Annotated in this window: 3 protein-coding genes; all 3 read left to right on the top strand. The window is 44.9% G+C overall.

Features of this window, described 5'->3' with window-relative positions; translation table 11 throughout:
- The first annotated feature begins 160 nt into the window (after positions 1-160).
- The 3 genes from CE491_RS00280 (at position 161) to CE491_RS00270 (ending at position 4,776) form a co-directional block, all read left to right on the top strand.
- Positions 161-1,267 (top strand): tyrosine-type recombinase/integrase, encoded by a 1,107-nt coding sequence (locus CE491_RS00280; protein WP_199884908.1) that lies wholly within the window; start codon positions 161-163, stop codon positions 1,265-1,267.
- Between the two features lie 99 nt (positions 1,268-1,366).
- Complete coding sequence (locus CE491_RS30050) at positions 1,367-3,289, top strand: site-specific integrase (protein ID WP_234407452.1); 1,923 nt, start codon at positions 1,367-1,369, stop codon at positions 3,287-3,289.
- Positions 3,286-4,776, top strand: a complete 1,491-nt coding sequence (locus CE491_RS00270; RefSeq protein WP_199884907.1) for a tyrosine-type recombinase/integrase — start codon at positions 3,286-3,288, stop codon at positions 4,774-4,776. Before CE491_RS30050 ends, CE491_RS00270 begins: the two co-directional genes overlap by 4 nt.
- Positions 4,777-4,831 lie beyond the last annotated feature (55 nt).

Raw genomic sequence — 4,831 nt, 5'->3', positions numbered from 1 at the left:
GGCCAAGAGCTACGCAGCCATGGTCACGCTGGCCTGCAGCCTACGTTGTATGCGGCAATACTTTTCGTACAAAACCTAGTATGACTCACAAATGGTATTCAAGCTCTTAGGGCCAACATCTGGGGCTTGGACGAGGAAAACACTCACATTGAGGGTTCCTATGGCTCTAATGGTTTATGTCTCCTTTGCTCAAGCAGCACAACCGGGGTTGGTGAACCTTTCTTATAAGGTCCCGCAGTTTTTCAAAAGCAGTGGACACCCATATCAAATAGAAAATTCATACTTATTATCGAAGGCGAGATATCTTCGCGAAAAAAGTATTATTACTACTGCGGAGCATGTCAAAGAGTTCATATTATGGCGAGAAGCCAATGGCCGTGCAATTGTCGATGTCTCCGATGATGATATTGAATATTACATCGCCGCTCAGTGTGGATATAAAAGCCGTCAAGGAAACGCTTTGTCTTGGAATACCGTCAATAGCCGAATTGGTGGCGCACACAGATTTTTGATTTGGTGCAAATCAAACGGGTTTAATGAACATATCACACTGGAAAAAGCTCCTGCGGTTCTAGGGCGCGGATTTCAACAATATGAGACGAAAACACATCCAAGTCGAAAATTTGTTGAGCCGACTAAGTTTCTGCACATGGATTTAGCTATTCATTTTTTGCGAGTGCTGAATGAAACTTCTGCATTGTGCGCACGTTCTAAAGAAAGGAACCTACTGATGGCTAAACTTATGCTGCAATGCGGTTTGAGAGTATCCGAGGCAGTCAATTTCCCAGTTTGTGATCTGCCTGTTATAAATCACGCCGGTCACTCTACTCCTGCGCGAATTGTGGGTAAGGGTGGTAAGGCGAGATTTATACTGATTCCAAATGGCCTTCTCTCTGATCTGTGGGCGTACATGGATATTAGTCGGGAGTACATTGTTGATAAGCTCTCAGAAAAAAATAGGGAAGTCGCTGCCAGTCTGTTTATCTCTGAGCACGGAAAAACTCTAACGGTTAATTGGATAGAAAAATTATTCGTGCGAGTGGCTTCCAGAATGGGGATATGGGCAGTACCTCATACGCTGAGGCATACCTTCGGTACTTATCATTATTTGTATAACCGTGATCTTGTAATGCTCTCTCAATTAATGGGCCACGAAAGCGAAGCGACAACAGAAAAATTTTATGTGAATGTTGCTAACCTAGTTGCACACGCGGAGAGCTATGAAAAACTACAGATTAGCTTAGACAAAAGTTGCGAGGAGATTTGATTTGTGAGCAGGATGGCAACTATCGTGTCGCTGGCGGCAGATGAGGTTAGAGCTGCCACTGAATTGTGCTTCACAACGAAATGCAAAAACGATGGGTGCATGTACACCTACGATTTTGGCAATAGAAAACAATATGATTGCTTGAGGGAAATTACAGGGATTTTTGTTTGGGCTTTATACAAGCGTCGTAACGAGATGGGGCATAGGACCAGAATCACTCAGCGTGAAAGCTTTTGGAGATTCCTTAATTTTCTAAATGAGCAAGAAGTTAGAAAGCCTCAGGAGCTAAACCAAGATACTCTGGTGGCATATGTTTACTGGCTGAAACAGCAAGTCGGTCTCTCGTATTCAACAGCTGGCGCTCATTTTAGGTTACTGTCGCCAACCTTTCGCCAGATGAGTAAGCATCCGGATGTCTCGTCAGATTTTATACCCCAGCCTAACCCATTTCCAAAGTCTTCAAGTTTGCAGGCCGCGAATGAAGGATATGATCAAGAAGAGCTGAAAAGCATCATGCGAGCAGCGGTCGGTGGCATGCGTGAAACAATGAAGAAGTTTGGCGTTCAGTACAGGCCAGTATGGCGCGATGCACCACCTCCACTTGAAGATGTTGCACCACCCTCGGCAAATGGAAGGCGGTCATTTTGGAATAGCCTAGAATATAAAATTTGGTGGTGGGAAAATCACTGCAACTGTCAACGTCTCACAACTGCAGAGCTTTGTAGCATCCCGCAGGGTCAAAATTTCATTGCCAGCTTTAAAGACGAACACAGTAGGAGAATGGTTGGCGTTCGAGAGTTTTATGATGCATTGGGCGCAGGTCCTGACTATGTGTCAAAGTATCTGAACAAGCCTTGCCCGATTAAATATCTTACGCCCTGGAGGAAGCTTGATTATTTAATTTGGTATTGGGAAAACAAGCTCGACTGTCAGGTTATAACCGAGTCGAAGCTTAAAAAATCTTCCCCCGAGATGTATGGAGCGATCAAAGAGTATTTTAATGGACGATTCCGAGGCTTTTATAATGACTTGGGTCTGTGCGCTTGGATGTCGGCAATCGATTTGGTCCCTTTTTATATTATGCTGTTGATAAGAACGCAGTTAAATCCTTCCACTATCCAGCGATTGACGACTGAAAGTATTGAGCTTGATCCTCTCGATCCTCAAAGAAAAATAGTGTCATATGTAAAGTTTAGGTCTTTTAAGAAAGGCTTAAGTATTCCATCTGATAAGTCTCAAGACAGTTGGCCTGTTATGTTGATAAACAAAGTTATGCAGGTGACTGCGGGGATTCGCGAGGTAGGTCAAATTGAATTGTGGATTTCTAATTTGAATCGCCATAAGAGATCTCTACCGATAGGAGAGTCAGGGTTTAAATGCGCTGTCCAGGACTTCTCAAAGAAAAACAACTTGCGAAGAACATCCGGTGAGCCATTGAGTTTGCAAGCGCAGCTGATACGCCCGACTATGGCATGGCAAGAATATTTGCGCACCGAAGATATCAGGTATCTCCAAACTCTTTTGGGGCATGAAAAAATTTCAACTACAGCAGAATATTTGCGCCGTGTATCAGACCCAGTATTTAAATTTAGAAGGGGCGTGCATATTGAGGCGATGCTACTGGACGTTTTGTCCCCTCAGCAGATTGAACATTCGGCGGATGGAGTCACCAGCGTAATGCTGAATTCTTGTAAGGACCCTTGTCAATCGCCGGTGGCAGGCCAGAGGCATGGTGAACTCTGTACAGCCGGTCATGAGGTTTGTTTGGCATGCCCCAATCTTGTTATCACCCATCAAGACATAAAAAAGTACTTCTGTTATATGCGTTACCACGAGCAGTTGCTAGAGAGTGGCCTAATTAGTGATGAAGACCATCAGTGGGCGACGGAGGAGAAGAGACTCGTGTGGGAGGACCAAATATTGCCAAAGTATAATTCCAATTTGTTAGCATCAATTCGGGTCGATGCAGAGTTGTACCCTATTGAAGTATGGTCTACAGTTGCTCAGGGTGCGTGGTTATGAATAAAGCTCTAGCCAGCACGATAATTGAAAGCTCTTCTCTGTCGCAGGGTCATCCTATTCACGCCAGCCTCAAAGGCATACCTGATGAGGTCCGAGCAGGAATCAAGATTTCTGCCGAATCAACATATATTAGTGACGCCTGGGATCTATCGCAGGAACATCCAAATTTGCACCCGGCGAATGTCACGCTGCATCTGTCTCGAATCTACTTCAACGACGGCACTACGCTAACGTCGCAGTGCAAAGCGCATTATCGCAGGTCGGTCTTAGAATATCTTTATTCGATGCTGATTAATCCACCGTCATCAAGGCCTAAGTGGTCCACTGTTTGTTCTACTTATCATAAGGGTGTGGCTAGACTTTTGCGGTATATGGATGACCATGCTTTCAGACAATTTTCGGATTTAGGTGCTACTGACTTAGAGCAGTTCCTTGAACTCTTAGCGAGTGAGTCCGTCAAGGGGCAAGCTGCTATTACGGATCGTGCTTTGAGGGCAAGAGTGTCAGGGTTGAGCTGGCTATTCGAGCAGTCATCGAAACTTGAGGATGGCTTGCATCATAATCCCTTTGGGCACTACGGTTCTGCTGGGCGTTGGGCTAACGCTTGTTGTCAGAAATTAATACCCCGAGGCAGTCAGAGGACTATCGAGATGCCAGATGAAGTGGCCTCTGCCGTTTTTACTTGTGCTCTGGCAGATCTTTCTATTGGTGATACCCTCCACCGGCTCAATGAGGAACGCCAGCGTTACGTTCCAAGATATTACGGGGCTAACAAGATACTTCTGAATCCTTTTCCTTGGCATGAATACGGAATGGGATCGGGTACAGAGATAGTCAGATGGGAGGCCAGACTAGCCACGGCGTGTTACATCGTAATCGCGATGTTGACTGGGATGCGATGGCACGAAGTTGTTTCTATTCGGACGGGTGCAAGCAAAAACTGGCAAGAGGAAGAAATTGTTAATGAGGGTGTCCAGAAGAAATTTTATTTTGTAATATCATCTACTAATAAGCTTCAGGCAGAACCTGTTCGATATATGTGGCAAACGCTTCCGTTGGTAAAATCTGCCTTGGATGCTGCTGAAATAGGGCTCGCTCGACGCCGAAGAAGTGGGACTTTTCTATTTCCCGCGTATGCAGCTGTAGGGTCCAGAACTTCGGATAGCACCTCTGCTGCAAGTTTCAAACGTTTTGTATCTGTTCACGATATTAAGTATAAAGATAAATTGTGGAATCTTGCATCGCATCAGTTTCGTAAGAAATTTTCGAGGATTATGACAAGGCAAGGGCTTGGTATAAAGGCCCTCCAGGATCAGCTGAAACACTTCAATGTCGAAATGACTCGCGCGTATAGTGATATTAATCTATATGTAGAACTTCAGCGCGAAAAGTTTGATATGTCGAAGGAGCACTATGACGAGATTATGCGTGGCCAAAAGAGATATATTGGCGGCGGCGCTAAGGAAATTCTGAAAAAGACTTCCTGATTTGGCAAAATCCCGGAACACCAATCGCCGAGCTTTTCGATGATGAAGCAAATGA

Source organism: Pseudomonas bohemica (assembly GCF_002934685.1).
Classification (GTDB): domain Bacteria; phylum Pseudomonadota; class Gammaproteobacteria; order Pseudomonadales; family Pseudomonadaceae; genus Aquipseudomonas; species Aquipseudomonas bohemica.
Note: the sequence above shows the minus strand (reverse complement) of the source record. Positions and strands in the feature narration are given on the sequence as shown.

Excerpts from the sequence above, each read along its gene's own strand:
- CE491_RS00280 (WP_199884908.1), top strand. The coding sequence starts at position 161 with ATGGCTCTAATGGTTTATGTCTCCTTTGCTCAAGCAGCACAACCGGGG.
- CE491_RS30050 (WP_234407452.1), top strand. The coding sequence starts at position 1,367 with ATGTACACCTACGATTTTGGCAATAGAAAACAATATGATTGCTTGAGG.
- CE491_RS00270 (WP_199884907.1), top strand. The coding sequence starts at position 3,286 with ATGAATAAAGCTCTAGCCAGCACGATAATTGAAAGCTCTTCTCTGTCG.